A 15,848-nucleotide genomic window follows, 5' to 3' on the forward strand; every position below is an offset into this window, starting at 1 on the left:
TCCGACCGGAGGGGACACCGTGACGTACGCACCGCATCGTTCCGCGCCCGCCGCTCACCGGGCGCCCGCCCGCCGGGCATCGCCCCACGAGGACGGGGTCGACGTGCACCCGTTGCGCACGAGGCTCTGGATCGCCGGCGGAGTCGCCGTCTCCACCGCCCTGATCGCCTTCGGGGCATGGGCGGTGGTGACCACCCCGGCCACGGTCGTCGTCACGGTCGCCGATCCGGGCGACACACCGGCCGCCGATTTCGGTTTCGAGGTCACCGGATTACGCTGCGGCGTGGAGTCGGTCGGCCCCGAAGGGATGGCGGAGAAGGCCGCCGGACAATTCTGTCTGGTCGACCTCGAAGTGACGAACAACAGCGGCGAGCCGAAACTGTTCGACAGCGGCGCGCAGCGCGTTCAGGACACCAACGGGGTAGCCTACGCCGTTGCCGATCAGGCCGCGGTGTTTCTCAACGAAGGCAGTCCGTCTCTGCTCGCCGAAGTCGAGCCGGGCGTGACGGTGACCGGTGTGCTGCCCTTCGATGTGCCTTCTGACGTGCGCTTAAGTGAGGCAACACTTACCGGGGCGATGTCCACTCCGGGCGTACACGTGATGTTGCCCGATCCCCGCTGAACGTAGCGTTTATCGGTTCGTGATCGGGGATCAATTATGTGAATCACACCCCGGCGGATTCGATGTTGTGTTGGCATGGTCCACGGAATACGCACGGTTGTCCGGGTTCCCATTGCCCACCTTCGACGGCGGCTTAAACGTGGCAGGCAGCATCGGCCACGTTCGGATGGGATTCGCGTGAGTGCCCCGGGCCTATTTCGGAGGCAACACTGCACGGTTCGTCCACCCGGCGGGTGCTGACCGCTGGCGCACTCGCGCTGGCCGTCATCGCACCGGCCCCAGAACAGGCCGAGCACGGCACGGACGCGGTCAGCAAACCGCTCCAGGCCCTGCCGGCCACACCGGAACTCGCGGAGCACCCGCTGGGCGCGGAGATCCAGAAGCGACAGCTCGGCGAGTCGGCGCCGGAAGCGGCGCAGGCGCCGTGGAACCGGCTCCGTGAACTCCGGTTCGATGCCGGCTTCGAGGCGGCGCCGGTACGTGACGGGCTGGAGGCCCGTGCGGCGGCCGCTGAACGTGTGTCACGCGCTCTTCCACGGCGGGCCGTCACGGCCAGCCGGCCATCGGTCCGGGTACGGCCGTCACCGGTCTCCCGACGCCCCGCAGTCCTCGCCCGTCAGGCCGTCCGGGTCGCTGAGCGCCCGGCCGCCCGGGAGATCCGTACGGTACGTGCCGCGCGCCCCACACGGGCTCAGGTGGCCCGTCCGGCGCAGAGGCGGGTGGCCGTACAGCAGAGGCGGGTGACCGTGGATCGTGGCGTCGCACGGCGGAGCGCCCGCAGCACCACGGTTCGCAGCCTCGGGTCGGCCGGCGCCGCACGGGACATGCGTGCGGTCATCGCGTACGCCAAGTCGCAGGTCGGCAAGCGCTATGTGCGTGGCGGCGAGGGCGCGAGCGGCTTCGACTGCTCCGGGCTCACCAAACGGGCGTACGCGAAAGCCGGTCTCAGCCTTCCGCACTCGTCCGGCGGGCAGGCCCGTAGGGCCAGGTCGGTCTCGCGGTCTCAGGCCCGTCCGGGCGATCTCGTGGTCGGCCGCGGTCACGTGGGCATCTACATGGGCAACGGGATGATGATCGACGCGGGGAACAGCCGTACCGGGGTGGTCTACCGCAAGGTGTACCGAGGGCTGTCGGTGTCCCGGCTGAACTGAGATCCGGGCCCGGAAAAGCAGTCAGCACCCGCCAAGACCTGACGGGTGCCGACTCGCTGACCGCCGCGGCTTCTGCGCGACGACCGATCGCAACCAGGCGCGGGGATCTCGGCCGCACACACCCGGTCGGATGTCTGACAGAAGCATTACCGAGGACGGGTCGACCCATGCGCACCACCTGTGCGTTTACCCGTACGAGTGACCACGCTTGGTGATGGGGACGAAAGGCGCTCGACACGTCGAACGGTTAGTCTCTGCCCATCGTGGGAAAACCGGATCAGTTTCAGTGACCACGCCGCCGGAGGCCCATCATGAGTCTTGACCGCGCCACGGCGCCCGATCCCTACGATGTTCTGCCACCGGTCCCGGCATTCACGGTGACCAGCACGGACATGACGGACGGGCAGCCCCTCGACGAGCTCTACGTGCACACCAGTGTCGGCGGGAAGAACCTTTCGCCGCAGCTCTCCTGGTCCGGGTTCCCGGCCGAGACCCGTGGCTTCGTGGTCACCTGCTTCGACCCGGACGCACCGACGGGCAGCGGCTTCTGGCACTGGGTGCTGGTGAACCTGCCGGTCTCGGTGACCTCGCTGGAGCGCGGGGTGGACCCGCTGCCGGAGGGCTCGTTCTGCGTGCGCAGTGACTATGGCGACCGCGCCTACGGTGGCTCGGCGCCGCCGCCCGGCGACCGCCCCCATCGGTATGTGTTCGCGGTCCACGCGATCGACGTCGACCGCCTCGAGGTGACACCCGACGCGTCACCCGCCTACGTCGGCTTCAACCTCGCGTTCCACACTCTGGCCCGGGCCACGATCCGGCCGACCTTCCAGGTGCGGGGCTGACGCAGACAAGAAGGCCGCCGGCATCGAGCCGGCGGCCTTGATGACCGTGGATCACTGAGGCGAGCGCGCCACACAGAAGACCGACTGGCCGAACGGCGGCCGGACGATACGCTCGGCGGCCTTGGTCACCGGCAGCACCAGCGAGTCGTACACCTTCACCATCGGCCCCTCCTTCGGGGCGAGCTTGAAGATGCTGGTCGCGGTGTAGTAGCCGAGCAGCCCCAGCGCGTTCGCGTAGTGGACCTTCTCGATCTCCAGCCCGGCCTCGACGAAGGCGGCGCTCAGCGTCTTCTTCGTGTAGCGGCGGATGTGCCCGGTGGCGATGTCGACCTGGCTCATCGCGAACATGAACGCCGGCACGATGATGATCACCTTGCCGCCCGGGCGGACGAGTTCCTTCATGCTGCGCAGCGCGCCGACATGGTCCTCGATGTGCTCGAGCACGTTGTAGGAGACAGCAGCGCTGTACTCCCCCGCGGGGTTCTCGACGGGCAGCAGCATCTGCTTCACGTCGATGTTCGAATACTCCGCCATCCGCTCCTTGAGCAGGACGAGACGGTCGGGGTCGGCCTCGGTCGCGGTGAACTTCGGCAGGTGCTCGGCCCACTCGATCGCGTAGTCACCGAGACCGCTACCGATCTCGATGGGATTGTCCCCCAGATGCGGGAGAGCGAGCTCGACGAACCACCTGCGGTGGTTCACCGCTGTGGCGAGGCCTTCGAGCACTTCGGACTGGATCCGCTGGTCTCCAGTGATGTCTGCCATAGGTGAGGTTCCCTCGTCTTGCCGTTCCGAGTGACAGCGGGACCGATGAAGTTAACCATCTGGAGCGCCTATCCGAAAGTTGACCGCTGGTCATCACTGATTTTTTGGCCTGATTGAGACATGGGTACGGCAAGCACTCGGACGGGTTACCCCGCAGGGAGTTCACAGGTTGGACACCTGCTTGGACACGCGGAAAACACGCGTACATATCGGCTCTATCACGCCTGGGACACACACCGCTGGCTTCTCGTAAACCTCGGTTAGGGTGGCCGATGCTATGACGATTACGGGTTTTGACTCGACAGGCCAGTCGACCGGCGAGAACGTTCTGCCGTCGAGCCGGGTGACCGCCGACGATGACCTGGAAGCGGAGCTGATAGCCCTCGGGTCAAGTGTTGCGGTGGCCACGCCGGCCATTACCGCGCCCACTGTCGACCCTGTCGAAGAGCAGGTCGGAAGCCCTTCGTGGCGCCGCTGGCTCACCTGGCGGGATGTCGCCGCGCTGCTGAGTTTCCTCGCCGTGGCGCTCTACCTGACCGCACCTATGTGGCTCAATCTTGATCATGAACTGCGTGATGATCCGCAGGATCAAGCTTTCTTCGAGTGGATGCTGGCGCACGGTGCGCGCGTGCTCACGGATGGCGTCTATCCGTTCTTCTCGGACCGCATGAATTACCCCGACGGGGTGAACATGATGGCCAACACGTCAGTGTTGGCCGTTTCCTTGCCACTGACGCCCGTCACTCTTCTGTTCGGTCCTCATGTGGCGTTCAACGTATTTCTCACCGGCGCATTGGCATTTACCGGCGCGGCGTGGTATTTGGTGCTCTCGCGGAGGTTCGTCCCATCTCGGGCGGCTGCCTGGGTCGGGGCCCTCTTCTGCACCTTCGCGCCGAGCATGGTCTCGCACGCCGGCGGGCACCCGAACATCGTCTCCCAGTTCCTCGTCCCGCTGATCATCTGGCGCACCCTGGAGCTCCGGGCCCGCGGCCGGGCGCTGCGAAACGGGCTGATCCTCGCCGGCCTGCTGGTCTGGCAGGCGTTCATCAACCTCGAGATCCTCTTCATGACCGCGGTCGGCCTCGGCTTCTTCTGCCTCGTCATGGGGATCGCCCGGCGCCGGCGCAATCCGGACGAGGCACTCCAGTTCCTGCGGGCGCTCGGCGTGACCGCGGCCGCCACCCTGGCCGTGCTCGCCTACCCGCTCAGCGTCCAGTTCTTCGGCCCGCAGAGCTACCAGGGCCTGTCCGAGTACGTCCGGGCGTTCGGCGCCGACCTCGCATCGTTCGCCGCCTACTCCCGGCACTCGGTTGCCGGCGACGCCTCGATCGCCAGCCGTCTCACCCAGAACCCGGCCGAGGAGAACGCCTTCTTCGGCTGGGGCCTGATCGTCCTCTTCGCCGGACTGCTGATCTGGCTGCGCCGCTCGGTCGCGGTACTGACCCTCGGCGGCATCGCACTGCTCTTCGCGGCCATGTCGCTCGGCCCCAACATCGTGCTCAACGGCGTCGACACCGGCGTCCCCGGCATCTGGGCGGTGCTGCACAGCATCCCGGTGCTCGACTCGGCGGTCCCCACCCGCTGGGCCATGGCCATCGCCCCGATCGTCGGCATCGTGCTCGCCCTCGGCTGCCAGCGCGCCGCCGACATGATCCGCAGCCAGCCCGCCTCCCGTGGCCCGGTCCGCGTCGCGATGATCACCGCGGTCGCGATGGCGCTGGTCCCGCTGATCCCGAAGCCGCTGGCCACCGTCCCGATGGACCCGGTGCCCACGTTCGTCAGCTCGGGCGCCTGGCGGACATACGTCGACGACCAGCACACCATGGTCGCGCTGCCACTGCCGGACAGCGCCTACCCCGACCCGCTGCGCTGGGCCGCCGAGACCGGCCAGGACCTTCGGATCGCCGGGGCGTACGCGCTGCTGCCCGCCCAGAACCCACAGGACCCGCAGGACCGGACCGCGATGTTCGCGCCGCCGTGGCGCCCGACGAGCGGCCTGATCGCCTCGATCAAGCAGGGCAACCCGATCCCGGAGATCAACGACACCCGCCGCGAGATGGCCCTGGCCGACCTCCGCTACTGGAAGGCGGCCGTGGTGGTGCTGACCCCGCAGGCCCGCGACATCGAAATGCTCCGCACCATGTCCGAACTGCTCGGCTTCCGGCCCACCTGGACCGGCGGCGCCTGGGTCTGGGATGTCCGCCACCTGGTCGACGACCCGGAAGCAGTCCTGGCCGGCGGCGAACCCTACTGACCTGACCCGACCCTGCCCGTAGCCCGCCGAGCCTTCGGGCTGTCGCACCGGTCGCGCAGGCGACCAAGATGCCAACCTGAGGCGGGATGTCGCATTCGCGGAGAATTGGACCCTGATCAGCCTTGTAGATCTTGCACGGTTCTCCACGCTAATGGCGATCTTGCAAGGTTTTTCACGTCTGGGCATGTTTTGTCGTGCAAGGTCTACTGCGCCGGGGAGACCTTGCAGCTTTCTTCCCGTTGGGGCGCGGAAAAGGCTGCAAGATCGGCGCGAGCGTGGAAAGTCGTGCAAGATCCGCGGGCGACGAGGCGTTGCCGGCGGGGTGTTGCGGCCGAGAAGGCGTCATCCGTCTGAGGACTGTGAAGAGGCAGCAACCAGGGCCGGCACCGATCCTGCCGCCTTCGCTCGCTGTCCTTCTCGAGGTGAGGTGGCTGCGCAGAAGACTCCCTGGCGGGAGATGTTGCAAGGTCCACGCCGTGAAGTGGCTCTGGAGCGCCTGGGGTGGTTGCCACCGGATTCAGCCCGGCGGTCGCGTTTCGGTCTCTGGCCGACGGGCTCGTCGCGTGGCCGCCACGGGGCCTGTGTAGGTCGTACCGCTAAGTGGTTTTGATGCAGCAACCCGGGCAGACCTTGGGGCGCGGCAGGGTGAAGGCCAGGCAGCAGGTCTTGCGTTGCACTTCGAGCCGGCCCTGGCTGGGGATCAGGTCGATCAGGTCGCGGACGCCGAGGGCGCCGAGCAGGCGGTCGATCGTCTCGGCGGAGGAGCCGGGGACCGCGTCGGCGGAGCGTAGGACGCCGTAGGCGACGCCGGAGGCGAGCGAGCCGAGCAGGGTGCGTTTGCCGAGGCGAACCCGGCTGTGGATGGCGTCGAGCAGCGGGGTGAGGTGCTCGTCGAGGAGGCTGCGGCGGAATTCGGTCAGCAGGGCTTCCTCGTCGGCTACGACCTTGACCTGCGGGAGGCCGGAGAGCGCGAGCGGATCATGGGGCAGAACGGCGACCGGGATGTCGGGCCGCAGGCCGAGAGTGATCAGCGGGCGCGGGTCGTCGAAGCGCATCAGGGTGTCGGTTGCGGTGAGCAACGGCACACGCCGGGCGGAGGCCCAGCCGAGGACGGCGGGCAGGGCCAGCCAGTAGGTGTACGACTTCCAGGCGAGCGCGGCGGCGGCGTGCGGCTGGGCGCTCCAGCGGCGGCGTGCGGCCTCGAGGAGCGTGTCCAGGTGCACGTCGGCGAGGCGGGCCGTCGGGGTCCAGCCGGCCAGGTCGCGGACGACCAGGTCGGGGGCCAGCCCGGGGACCTCGGTGCTGGTGCCGAACATGGCGCGCAGGGTCGCCGTCACCGGGGCCAATGGCCGGGGGCGGATCTGCGTGAGCTCCATGGTGATGCTGCTCATGGGCGGTCGCCTGCCCGCGGCACTCGTCGCTGAGTCACCGCACAACTCCTCGCGGATGAACTTGCTGAAGCAGATGGGGGCGAGCCGGCTCTTGTGGAGCGGCAGGGGCTCGCGACGACCCACGGTACCCGGTTAAGGGTAGCCTAACCACACCGCCCAAGGGGATCTTTCGGGCGAATGCCCAAGGTAATGATTACTTTACGTAGCGTGGCTGCGCTGCCGGATTCGTCAAGGTATCTGTCGGCAACGCGCTACTAGCTCCTTGGTGACACAAGATCCCAGCGACACTGAACATGCCGTCGCGAAGGGGACATCCGTGATGACCACCTCGCCCATTGAAAGGGCCGCAGATCAGTTCGTCACGGCGCTTGCGCAATGGCGGGTCGAGCGCGGGATGACCAAGAAGCAACTCGCTGCACGCATGGGCTTCGATCCCTCCTACGTCAGTCACGTCGAGGGACGCCGGCACAAACCCACCGAGGACTTCGCCCGCCGGGCCGAAGCCGTCCTCGGCGCAGGCGGCGCCATCTGGCAGAGATTCCAGGAGTACGACGAACTGCGCCACGCCCGCACCACAGGCATGCACCGTGACCCTCCGGTGCCGGTGCAGTGGCTGCCACCCGGCACCGGCCTGATCGTCGAGCGTGAGGTCGCCGAGCTCGCCTACACCGACGGCGCCTACCGCTGCCGCGTCCAGCGCTGGCTCTACAACGCCGGTGTCGAGCCGGTCACCAGGTACCTCGCCAAGATCTCGGTGGACCGCTACCCACATGACCCGGCCGGCTCCAACCGCCACCACCGGGACAACCCGCTCACCTTCGAAGAGATGGACGTGCAGGCGTTCGCCGGGGAGAGCGACGCCGCCGAACCCATGATCTGGCGGGTCAAGCTCGACCGGGACGCGTCCAAGGAGATCTGGCTGATGTTCGCCAACGGGCGCGGCCAGTTCCCGCTCTACCCCGGCGAGCGGACCACCATCGAGTACGCGTACACGGTCGGTGAAGAGAAGTGGGGCCAGTGGTTCCAGCGCGCCGTCCGCCTGCCGACCCGGTCGTTGACCGTGCGGCTGAACTTCCCGGAGAGCTTCGAACCCCAGGTCTGGGGTGTGGAGGCGTCCCTCGCCGCTGAGGTGCCCGTCCGTACCCCGTTGGAACGCCGCACCGAGGGAGGTCGCGCCATTTTCGAGTGGTCAACCGACGCGCCCCTGCTCAACGCGCGGTACCGGCTGGAATGGCGGTACCGCGGCGCCGATGCCCCGGTCTACGAGGAGACCGGGCCGCCGGAGCCGGCCCTGCCCAGGGCCTCGCACCGGATGCGTGGCATCGGCATCATCCAGCGTGGGTCCGATCTGCTCCGGCAGCGGGCCCGCCACTTCCAGCTGCCCCGCGAGGGGGTGGCCGCCCGGAACGCGGTCACCCGGCTGCTCACCTCGCTCGGCCGCCTGGAGGACCTGCACGAGTTCAGCAAAGGTGTGGGTCTCGCCGCGTCGCAGATCGGAGTGCCGGTGGCGGCCGCCGTGGTCCGCCCGCCGGACCGCGACGTGGAACCGGTCGTCCTGCTCAATCCGCGGGTCGTCGGCGAGTCCCGGGAGAGCGACGAACAGTACGAGGGCTGTCTGTCGTTCTTCGACTACCGCGGACTGGTCCCCCGCCCGCTGCGGATCGACGTGGAACACGCGCGGTTCGACGGGACCCGGGTGGTGACCAGTTTCGAACGGGCGCTGGCCCGGCTGATCAGCCACGAGATCGACCACCTGGAGGGGCGGCTCTACGTGGACCGGATGGAGGCCGACGCCAAGCTGATCCCGGTCGCCCAGTATCAGCAGACCGGGCGGCCCTGGGATTACTAGGACTCTCTAGTCGCTGAAGCTGTCGTACTTTATCCGGACTGAGGGGATCTGGAGTTCGGACAGCTTCTTCAGGGTGGAGCGCACCATCCGGCCCGAACCGGAGACGAAGAAGTCGTGCTCCTTCCACGGGCCGTACTTCGCCACCACGTCCGAGATGTCACCCTGCTCGCCGGGGAAGGTCGGGTCCTCGCTGCACGCGGTCACCACCGACAACCACGGATAGCGGGCGGCCAGCCGGTTCAGGTCGGCCAGGTCGTACAGATCCTCACGGTTGCGCGCGCCGAAGAAGACGTGCACCCAGCGGGTCCGGTTGTACCGGGTCAGCTCCTCGAGCAGCGACTTGATCGGGGCCAGCCCGGTGCCACCGGCTACGAAGACGGCGTCCCGGGTCGATCTTCGGTCCAGGGTCATCGTCCCCATCGGCGCGGCCAGCTTGATCATGTCGCCGACCCGCAGCCGGCGGACCAGCGCGCTCGACACCCAGCCGGCGCCCACCGCCCGCACGTGGAACTCCAGCGTGTTGTCCCGCCGGGGCGCGTTCGCCGGGGAGTAGGTACGCCACAGCCGGGGCTGGTAGCGGGGGGCCTCGATGCTCAGGTACTGCCCGGCCCGGTAGTCGAGCGGCTGCAACGGCAGCACGGTGAACACGGCGATGTCCTTGGAGCGGCGCTCGTGCGCGACCACCTCGCCGTACCAGTACGGCGGGTTCGGATCGGCCTCGGCGCCGGCCAGCATCTTCGAGGCGATCACCGCGTATGCGTCGGCCCACGCCTGGTCGTACTCGACGCCCCACTCCTCACCCGCGAAGGCGCGCATCGACTCGATCAGCGCGCCGCCCACCACCTCGTAGTGCTCTGGTTCCACGTGGAACTTGCGGTGGTCGCGCCCGAGCGCCCGCAGGTACTCGTCGAACCGCTCCGGATCCTCCAGCGTCTGCACGGCGGTCACGATCGCGGTCAGCAGACGGGCCCGCTGCACGTCCATCTGGACGGGGAAGAGATCGCGCAGATCCGGATACGACAGGAAGATCCGCGCGTAGAAATAGCCGGCAACCTTGTCCTGATGTTCCTCGACGAGGCTCCAGCTCTCCTTGAGCAAGCGTGCGAGGTCTCCCATGCCATTCAGGGTGGTCAGCACAGTCGGGAACACGACGCACCTGAAGTGCGACAGCGGTGTGTCGCATGGCGAAATAGGTGGATTTGTGACTCGCCTAGAGTGGCGGGGTGACCGTGGAAGACCAGCAGCTGACCACCCGCCCGCGTTACCGGGCCGAGATCGCCATCGTGCTGTTGCTGTCGCTCGGACAGTCGGCCGTCTACTCCGTGGTATCGCTGACCGCGAAACTCACCGCCGAGAAGCCCCTCGCACAGCAGACCACCACACTCAACCCGACCGTCTCGCCACGGATCTACCTCGACCTGACGTACCAGATGCTCGGGATCTTCTTCGCACTGATCCCCGTGGCCCTGGCGTTCTTCCTGCTCGCCAAGGACCGCATCGGACCGCGTGAACTCGGCATCGACTACCGCCGACCCGGATACGACATCGGCTGGGGATCCGCGCTGGCCGCCGGCATAGGGCTGCCCGGACTGCTCTTCGTGTACGCGGCACTACAGCTCGGCATCAACGCGCAGATCAGGCCGTCCGGGCTCGAACCCTACTGGTGGTCGGTGCCCGTGCTGGTCCTCTCCGCGATCCAGAACTCCGTCCTCGAAGAAGTGATCGTCGTCGGATATCTGGTCACCCGACTCCGGTCAGCCGAGCTGCCGGTGCTCTGGATCATCGCGGCGTCCGCCGTCCTGCGCGGCTCCTACCACCTTTACCAGGGCTTCGGCGGCTTCATCGGCAACGCGGTCATGGGCGTGGTCTTCGTGCTGTTCTTCCTGCGTACCAAACGCCTCATGCCGTTGATCGTCGCCCACAGCCTGCTCGACATCGTGGCCTTCGTCGGCTACCAGCTGCTGCCCGACTCCTGGTTGAGCTGGCTCTCGGTGTAGTACCGGCGCGCCCGGACCGCGATCGCCTCGGTCGTCGTGCGGGCGCTCAGAACCCCCGCCAGCAGCCGGATGCCGGGACCGGTCAAGGTCAGGGCGGCCCAGCCGGCCACCGTTCCGGCGCCCGGGCTGACCAGCCGCAACAGGTCCGCGGCCCGCTGCGGGTCACTCGGATCAAGACCATGGATCGCGGCGAGGTGCAACACCAGCTCGGCGTGCGTGATCACGGTTGCGACGCCAAGAGCAATGGGGGCGTACGGGCCGGCGAGCGCTCCAACGCCGCCACGCAGTCCCGCGGTCCGGGTGAACCGTTGCACGGCCAGCCTGGTCAGAGCGTCCCGCGAAGCCGTGGGGTAGGTGGCGCGGACGTGATCGGTCCAGCCGCGGGCGCGCGGGCCGAGGGCCTGGACCAGGGCGTGGGCCAGGATTTCCGGGGTGCGGGCCGGTTCCGCCACCACCTGCTCGGCAATCGAGTCGAACCCGCGCCGGCCGGGTTCGGTGGTGACGACTGCCAGCTGGACCGGCGTTTCTCCCGGCTCGACCACGTGAAGCTTCGGCGCTTCCGCCGTTGCTGCGGCCTCCACCGGTACTGCGGTGACCTCTACCGGTTTTTCGGTGGCCCTCTTTGCTGGGGCGCGTTTGGCTGGGGTCTTCTTGGCGGGTGCCGCTTTCTTTGCCGCGGTGCGCTTTGCCGGTGCCGGATCGTCGGAGGTCGCGGGTTTGGCAGCGGTGCGTTTCGCCGGTGCCGGGGCGGCGGCCGCGGGTTTGGTAGCGGTGCGTTTCGTCGGTGCCGGATCGTCGGAGGTCGCGGGTTTGGTGGCGGTGCGCTTTGCCGGTGCCGGGGCGGTGGCCGCGGGTTTGGTGGTGGTGCGTTTCGCGGGATCCGGGCCGGTGGTGGGCTCGGGGCCGGCCGCGGGCGTGGCGGGTTGCTGCTCGGGGCTGCGGACCGGCTGGGACGGCACGGCCGGTGCCTCGGGCTTGCGTGGGCGGGCCGCATCCGTACCCGAAGAGGGGTTTGAAGAGTGACCTTCGGCACCTGAGTCAGGGGCCGGGGGTTGGAAGGTGACCGCCGGCGGCGCACCGCGGCGCCCGGGGCTCGCGGCCGGTCGCTCAGCGGAGGGCGTCTGCTCGGGCGTGCTGAACGGGCTTCGCGGATCCCGAGCCCGCGGAGCCTCCCGGCGCGTGTTGTCCTCCATCGCTGGCAGCCTAGCCGCATCCGCAACGTTTCGCCTGTTCGCGCCCGGTCGCGAAGATCTCCGGTGCGCCGGATGCCTACCTCTTTGTGCGGCCGTCACCGAGTCCGGTATTGTCAAGCCTCGGTGGCCCTCGGGTCACCGGGGAGACTTCGCCTAGTCTGGTCTATGGCGCCGCACTGCTAATGCGGTTGGGGTTTTAAAGCCCCTCCCGGGTTCGAATCCCGGAGTCTCCGCGCGAAAGTCGGTGTTGTAGGCTGACTGAGCAACAAGGCAAGCGCCCGTAGCTCAATGGATAGAGCATCTGACTACGGATCAGAAGGTTAGGGGTTCGAGTCCCTTCGGGCGCACAAAGCATTCAAGGCCGTGAGCTGCGGAAACGCGGTTCACGGCCTTCATGCTTTCCATGCTCTGCTCGCGGTGTCCTGCATGGCGGGACGGTGGTGATCGGATGGTGATCGCGTGTCGAAAACGTGCCGATCCCTTTTGGAATTCGCCCGATCGGGCCTCGAATCCGGCAATCCCGTGGGGGCACGATGAGCGCCGAAGCCGTGGGTGCGGGAATGCCGACCCAGGTGACGCTGGACGACCTTGCCCAGATGGCCGCCGCTGACGAGAACCACCGCTACGAACTGAGTCCTGAGGGAGTGCTGTCCGTCGTGCCGTCGGCGGATCCCGACCACGCGCTCCTCGTCTCCCGAATTTTCGCCTGGTTCCTCACCAACGGTTACGGTCCGGAACAGGTAGCGACGGACTGCGGTATCGATGTCGGCGGTGGGCGGGTGCCTGACCTGACGGTGTGGGCGGAGGGGATGCCGCCGCGTCGAGCCCGGTCGAGCTATGCCGGCACGGCGGGGCTTCTGCTCGCTATCGAGGTCGTGTCCCGGGGTTCCGAGGTGATCGACCGGATGATCAAGAAGGCGGAATACGCCAAGGCTGGGATTCCGCGCTACTGGATCGTCGAGCGCGACAGTGTCACTGCCGTGCATCGGCACAATCTCAACGTCGAGAGCGGTGAGTACGAGCCGGACCCGGGCGGCCCGCAACCCATCGCATGGCTGTTGACCACCGTTCCCGAGATCTCCTGAGCCGACGCGATCGGCTCGCCGGCTGGCGCACTTCCTTCCGGCTACCGCAGCTCAGGGCGCATCGACGAGTTCCGGTCAGGCCCGCGGGCGGGCCGGTGCCGCGCAGCACTTCTTGTACTTACGTCCCGAGTCGCACCAGCATGCGCTGTTGCGCTGGGGCGGCCAGGGCCGCACCCGGTCGGGGCGCGCCTTGGTGCACCACTCGCCGTAGGCTTGCCGGGTCGACTGGTCGGCCGGATCGCGTCTCTGCGAGTTCGCGTACGCCTCGTAGTCGGCGAGAGTCGCGGTGACCAGATGCACCCGAGCGGCGCCGGAGTCCTCGTACGCGTAGGCCTCGCGCTGGATCCGCCCAGCGTACGTCTCGTAATCGGCGCCGTAATGGGCAGTCGATTCCGGCCAGCGAGATCGGACCGTCGGGAAATCCTCCCGAACCCACCGCAGGACGATCCCGTCGAAGGCTGTCCCATCACGGGGTACATCGAGATCATCGCTACGTTCCACGGACTTCAGCCGTTCATTGATCATCGTGGTCACTTGCGCGAGTGTCCTGTCGGCCTCGGCTCGGGCTTCGAGATCCTCGTCGTCGAGCGGTATACCGAGGTTCTCCCGAAGATAGCCGCGGTTGATGAGCAGCCCATGCCGCCGCCTTTCCGCCTCGGGGTCGTCATCGGCTCCGACCACGTGGTTCAGCCCGGCCTGGCACCATTCGAGGGCCAGGCGCTCCTGGCCGGCGTCGGAGAGCATTTCGGTCATGTCATCGAAGATTCGCAACGTGCCAGGACTACCGGGCAGTTCGTCCAGCTCTGCTCGGAGAACGCGCTGAACCTGGTCGGCTTCCCGGTCACGCTGCAACGCGTAGAGCTGTTCCGCGACGCCGACCTGCGCATCCCGGCCCCATTCGCCGCCGAATCCCGCGGCCCGGCGGAACAACTCCAACGCCCGCTCATAGTCGTCGCCGCGGGCTGTCGCCCACCCGGCATCCACTAACGCCCGCGGCTCCTCAGGGTCCCCGGCATGATCCGCGGCCCACTGTTCACGCTCGGCTGCGGAACGCTTACGCCCCGCAGCGGCCAGGAATATCTCGTACGCGGTGGGAGAACCGGAGACCGCGGGGGAACTGTCCACACCTGAAATCTACCGGTACGGCCGAGGCCCACGGTTCAGGCCATTCTTGTTGTCCACCCTTTGTGGAGCTTGGGTGGCGTGTGGGCTGCTCGGGACTGATCACCACCCCGATCTCGCCGATGCCGCCGAGCCTCCCCAACACCGAGGAGGGCACGACGTTCTACCTGCCGAACGCGGGCACATACCAGTTGGCGTTCTCCTGGCAGATCACCGACCCGGGGTGGGCCAACTCGGTTGCCACGACACAGACCTTCGGTTCCATCCGCTTCCACTGCGAGCAACTGGGCCCGGATACCGACCCCGGTCAGTGCTACTTCCGGGGGCTCTCGCCCGCGTGAGCGGGCGGACGCGCCGGGCGGCTGCACGCCTCGGGAGTCACGTTTAAGAATCTTTAAGGAAAGCTCCCTCAGTATCCTGAACTGCTTCCACGTCACTGCTCGTACATCTCGGCACAGGCAGTACCGAGACGAAGAGGAGCCGTGCATGTATCGACGCGGAGTCAGCAGCCGGATGCGCAAGCTGGTGATCGGAGGTGCCGCCGCGGCGCTGCTCGGCTCAGCGCTCGCGGTCGGCACGGGGATGAGCCAGGCCGCCGAGTCCGGTGACATCAATGCTTTGGTGCCGGCGCTGGGTTTCAGTCCGGGGGATCCGAACGCGACGGCCGACCGCGTGGGTCCCACTGGAGTAAATGTTCCCGGTCGCTGCCCGCCCACTCAGGCCCAGGTGAACGCGCAGGTGGCGCTCAAGAATGCGAGCCTTCCGAGTGGAACGGATCTGGAAAGTCGCATTCAGCGTTTTGAAAAGACCTTGTCGGCGATTCAGGACTTGAAGTGCCCGGCATCTTCCACGACTTTGCTGGGCCGCTTGAAGTCCTTGACCGCGCTGCGCGGGGATGCGAACCGCGATAACATTCTGCGTGGTTTGGGTTTGAACGAAACGCCAGCGGATAGAGTCGCCGCAGGATCCGGTGACGCGGCCCCGGGCGGAGCGACGGGGAACGCCGGAGCCGGCTCCGGTGACATCAATGCTTTGGTGCCGGCGCTGGGTTTCAGTCCGGGGGATCCGAACGCGACGGCCGACCGCGTGGGTCCTACCGGGGTAAATGTTCCCGGTCGCTGCCCGCCCACTCAGGCCCAGGTGAACGCGCAGGTGGCGCTCAAGAATGCGAGCCTTCCGAGTGGAACGGATCTGGAAAGTCGCATTCAGCGTTTTGAAAAGACCTTGTCGGCGATTCAGGACTTGAAGTGCCCCGCATCTTCCACGACTTTGCTGGGCCGCTTGAAGTCCTTGACCGCGCTGCGCGGGGATGCGAACCGCGATAACATCCTGCGTGGTTTGGGTTTGAACGAAACGCCAGCGGGATAAAGCCGCGGGAAATGCGCGGAAACGCCTCGCCGGAGGCCTCTCACCACGGGGGTCTCCGGCGCGTCCGTGTGTGGGCCATGCGCGCGGCGCGGTACCGGGTCGACCCCGACAACGCGCTCTGTGAGTACACGGTGGACGGCCAGGCCAGCCGGTGCTGGGGCCGCAAGCCACATGGGCCCTCACGATTGTGAATGAACTGCCCCTATGCT

15 protein-coding genes and 2 tRNA genes are annotated in these 15,848 nt (G+C 67.5%); 12 read left to right on the forward strand and 5 right to left on the reverse strand.

What is annotated here, in order from left to right; translation table 11 throughout:
* The first annotated feature begins 103 nt into the window (after positions 1-103).
* From AB0E94_RS05275 to AB0E94_RS05285, 3 genes are all read left to right on the forward strand, one after another.
* On the forward strand, positions 104-622 hold the full coding sequence (locus tag AB0E94_RS05275; protein ID WP_360322825.1) for a DUF4352 domain-containing protein: 519 nt from the start codon (positions 104-106) through the stop codon (positions 620-622).
* A gap of 233 nt (positions 623-855) precedes the next feature.
* A complete protein-coding gene (locus tag AB0E94_RS05280; protein WP_360322827.1) occupies positions 856-1,773 on the forward strand; it encodes an NlpC/P60 family protein in 918 nt (305 codons plus the stop codon).
* 311 nt (positions 1,774-2,084) lie between these two features.
* The gene (locus AB0E94_RS05285) at positions 2,085-2,615 is read left to right on the forward strand and encodes a YbhB/YbcL family Raf kinase inhibitor-like protein (RefSeq protein ID WP_360322829.1); all 531 of its coding nucleotides are present in this window, start codon (positions 2,085-2,087) and stop codon (positions 2,613-2,615) included.
* A gap of 51 nt (positions 2,616-2,666) precedes the next feature.
* Here AB0E94_RS05285 and AB0E94_RS05290 read toward each other — a convergent pair whose 3' ends face one another.
* Positions 2,667-3,380, reverse strand: a complete 714-nt coding sequence (locus tag AB0E94_RS05290; protein ID WP_317789503.1) for a class I SAM-dependent methyltransferase — start codon at positions 3,378-3,380, stop codon at positions 2,667-2,669.
* A gap of 277 nt (positions 3,381-3,657) precedes the next feature.
* On the opposite strand from AB0E94_RS05290, the gene AB0E94_RS05295 reads away from it, so the two are divergent.
* Positions 3,658-5,634 carry a hypothetical protein gene (locus AB0E94_RS05295; protein WP_360322832.1) on the forward strand — a complete coding sequence of 659 codons (1,977 nt, stop codon included), beginning with the start codon at positions 3,658-3,660 and terminating at the stop codon, positions 5,632-5,634.
* Positions 5,635-6,230: 596 nt separating this feature from the next.
* Here the strand turns inward: AB0E94_RS05295 and AB0E94_RS05300 are convergent.
* Positions 6,231-7,025 (reverse strand): hypothetical protein, encoded by a 795-nt coding sequence (locus tag AB0E94_RS05300; protein ID WP_360322834.1) that lies wholly within the window; start codon positions 7,023-7,025, stop codon positions 6,231-6,233.
* A gap of 319 nt (positions 7,026-7,344) precedes the next feature.
* Between AB0E94_RS05300 and AB0E94_RS05305 the strand changes: the two genes are divergently transcribed.
* A complete protein-coding gene (locus AB0E94_RS05305; protein ID WP_360322836.1) occupies positions 7,345-8,874 on the forward strand; it encodes a peptide deformylase in 1,530 nt (509 codons plus the stop codon).
* A 6-nt stretch (positions 8,875-8,880) separates the two neighbouring features.
* Here the strand turns inward: AB0E94_RS05305 and AB0E94_RS05310 are convergent, their stop codons facing one another.
* Positions 8,881-9,990 carry a globin domain-containing protein gene (locus AB0E94_RS05310; RefSeq protein WP_360322838.1) on the reverse strand — a complete coding sequence of 370 codons (1,110 nt, stop codon included), beginning with the start codon at positions 9,988-9,990 and terminating at the stop codon, positions 8,881-8,883.
* A 107-nt stretch (positions 9,991-10,097) separates the two neighbouring features.
* On the opposite strand from AB0E94_RS05310, the gene AB0E94_RS05315 reads away from it, so the two are divergent.
* The gene (locus tag AB0E94_RS05315) at positions 10,098-10,871 is read left to right on the forward strand and encodes a CPBP family intramembrane glutamic endopeptidase (protein WP_360322840.1); all 774 of its coding nucleotides are present in this window, start codon (positions 10,098-10,100) and stop codon (positions 10,869-10,871) included.
* Here AB0E94_RS05315 and AB0E94_RS05320 read toward each other — a convergent pair.
* On the reverse strand, positions 10,826-11,413 hold the full coding sequence (locus tag AB0E94_RS05320) for a hypothetical protein (RefSeq protein ID WP_360322842.1): 588 nt from the start codon (positions 11,411-11,413) through the stop codon (positions 10,826-10,828). The genes AB0E94_RS05315 and AB0E94_RS05320 overlap by 46 nt on opposite strands.
* 49 nt (positions 11,414-11,462) lie before the next feature.
* Here AB0E94_RS05320 and AB0E94_RS05325 point away from each other — a divergent pair, with 49 nt between their 5' ends.
* The 4 genes from AB0E94_RS05325 (at position 11,463) to AB0E94_RS05340 (ending at position 13,149) form a co-directional block, all read left to right on the forward strand.
* Positions 11,463-11,894 (forward strand): hypothetical protein, encoded by a 432-nt coding sequence (locus tag AB0E94_RS05325; protein WP_360322844.1) that lies wholly within the window; start codon positions 11,463-11,465, stop codon positions 11,892-11,894.
* A gap of 312 nt (positions 11,895-12,206) precedes the next feature.
* Positions 12,207-12,297, forward strand: a tRNA-Ser gene (locus tag AB0E94_RS05330).
* Positions 12,298-12,338: 41 nt separating this feature from the next.
* Positions 12,339-12,411, forward strand: a tRNA-Arg gene (locus tag AB0E94_RS05335).
* A gap of 186 nt (positions 12,412-12,597) precedes the next feature.
* Positions 12,598-13,149 carry a Uma2 family endonuclease gene (locus AB0E94_RS05340; RefSeq protein ID WP_360322846.1) on the forward strand — a complete coding sequence of 184 codons (552 nt, stop codon included), beginning with the start codon at positions 12,598-12,600 and terminating at the stop codon, positions 13,147-13,149.
* Between the two features lie 75 nt (positions 13,150-13,224).
* Here the strand turns inward: AB0E94_RS05340 and AB0E94_RS05345 are convergent, their stop codons facing one another.
* A complete protein-coding gene (locus tag AB0E94_RS05345; RefSeq protein WP_360322848.1) occupies positions 13,225-14,274 on the reverse strand; it encodes an SEC-C metal-binding domain-containing protein in 1,050 nt (349 codons plus the stop codon).
* A gap of 80 nt (positions 14,275-14,354) precedes the next feature.
* Here AB0E94_RS05345 and AB0E94_RS05350 point away from each other — a divergent pair, with 80 nt between their 5' ends.
* Together AB0E94_RS05350 and AB0E94_RS05355 are read left to right on the forward strand one after the other, a co-directional pair.
* Positions 14,355-14,612: a hypothetical protein gene (locus AB0E94_RS05350; RefSeq protein ID WP_360322850.1), complete on the forward strand. Its 258-nt coding sequence runs from the start codon at positions 14,355-14,357 to the stop codon at positions 14,610-14,612.
* A 172-nt stretch (positions 14,613-14,784) separates the two neighbouring features.
* Complete coding sequence (locus AB0E94_RS05355; protein WP_360322852.1) at positions 14,785-15,639, forward strand: hypothetical protein; 855 nt, start codon at positions 14,785-14,787, stop codon at positions 15,637-15,639.
* Positions 15,640-15,848: the final 209 nt, after the last annotated feature.

Origin of the sequence: Actinoplanes sp. NPDC026670 (genome assembly GCF_040638175.1) — a bacterium.
Taxonomy (GTDB): Bacteria; Actinomycetota; Actinomycetes; order Mycobacteriales; family Micromonosporaceae; genus Actinoplanes.